At 29.6% G+C, this 453-nt stretch carries 1 protein-coding gene; it reads right to left on the reverse strand.

Annotation, left to right across the window (positions count from 1 at the left end; translation table 11 throughout):
• Positions 1-311: recombinase family protein (locus DVK06_RS17720; protein ID WP_147438189.1), on the reverse strand; the 311-nt coding region annotated here is incomplete at its 3' end.
• Positions 312-453 lie beyond the last annotated feature (142 nt).

The raw sequence follows: 453 nt of genomic DNA on the forward strand, positions 1-453 counted from the left end.
AATGGATTACCGATGACTTCATTCATTATAGGTAAACTAGTGATCATCAATTGTACTTCTTTATCTTTTAGGTAATTTACTGTGTTAATAACCTCATCATAGTTACGACCTAATCGATCAATCGATTCTACAACGAAACAATCTCCCATTCTCACAAAGTTAAGTGCTTCTTGAAGTACCGGCCTATTTTCAATTGATTCTCCCGATTGTTTTTCTATAAACACTTTGTCTACACCAAAAGCCTTTAAATTGTCTAATTGTCTTTCTAAATTTTGGTCATTAGATGATACTCTCGCATAGCCAATAATCATTAATTTCACTCCACAATTAATTTACACCCTAATCATACAATTTGATTGTTATAAATTCAACAACTTCATTTGTATGTTTAGGGTGTACTTAAATTTGACAATCAAAATAATAAACATAATATACTTAAATTTATTGGTATCA

This window comes from Halorubrum sp. Atlit-28R, from assembly GCF_003665955.1.
Taxonomy (GTDB): Archaea; Halobacteriota; Halobacteria; order Halobacteriales; family Haloferacaceae; genus Halorubrum; species Halorubrum tropicale.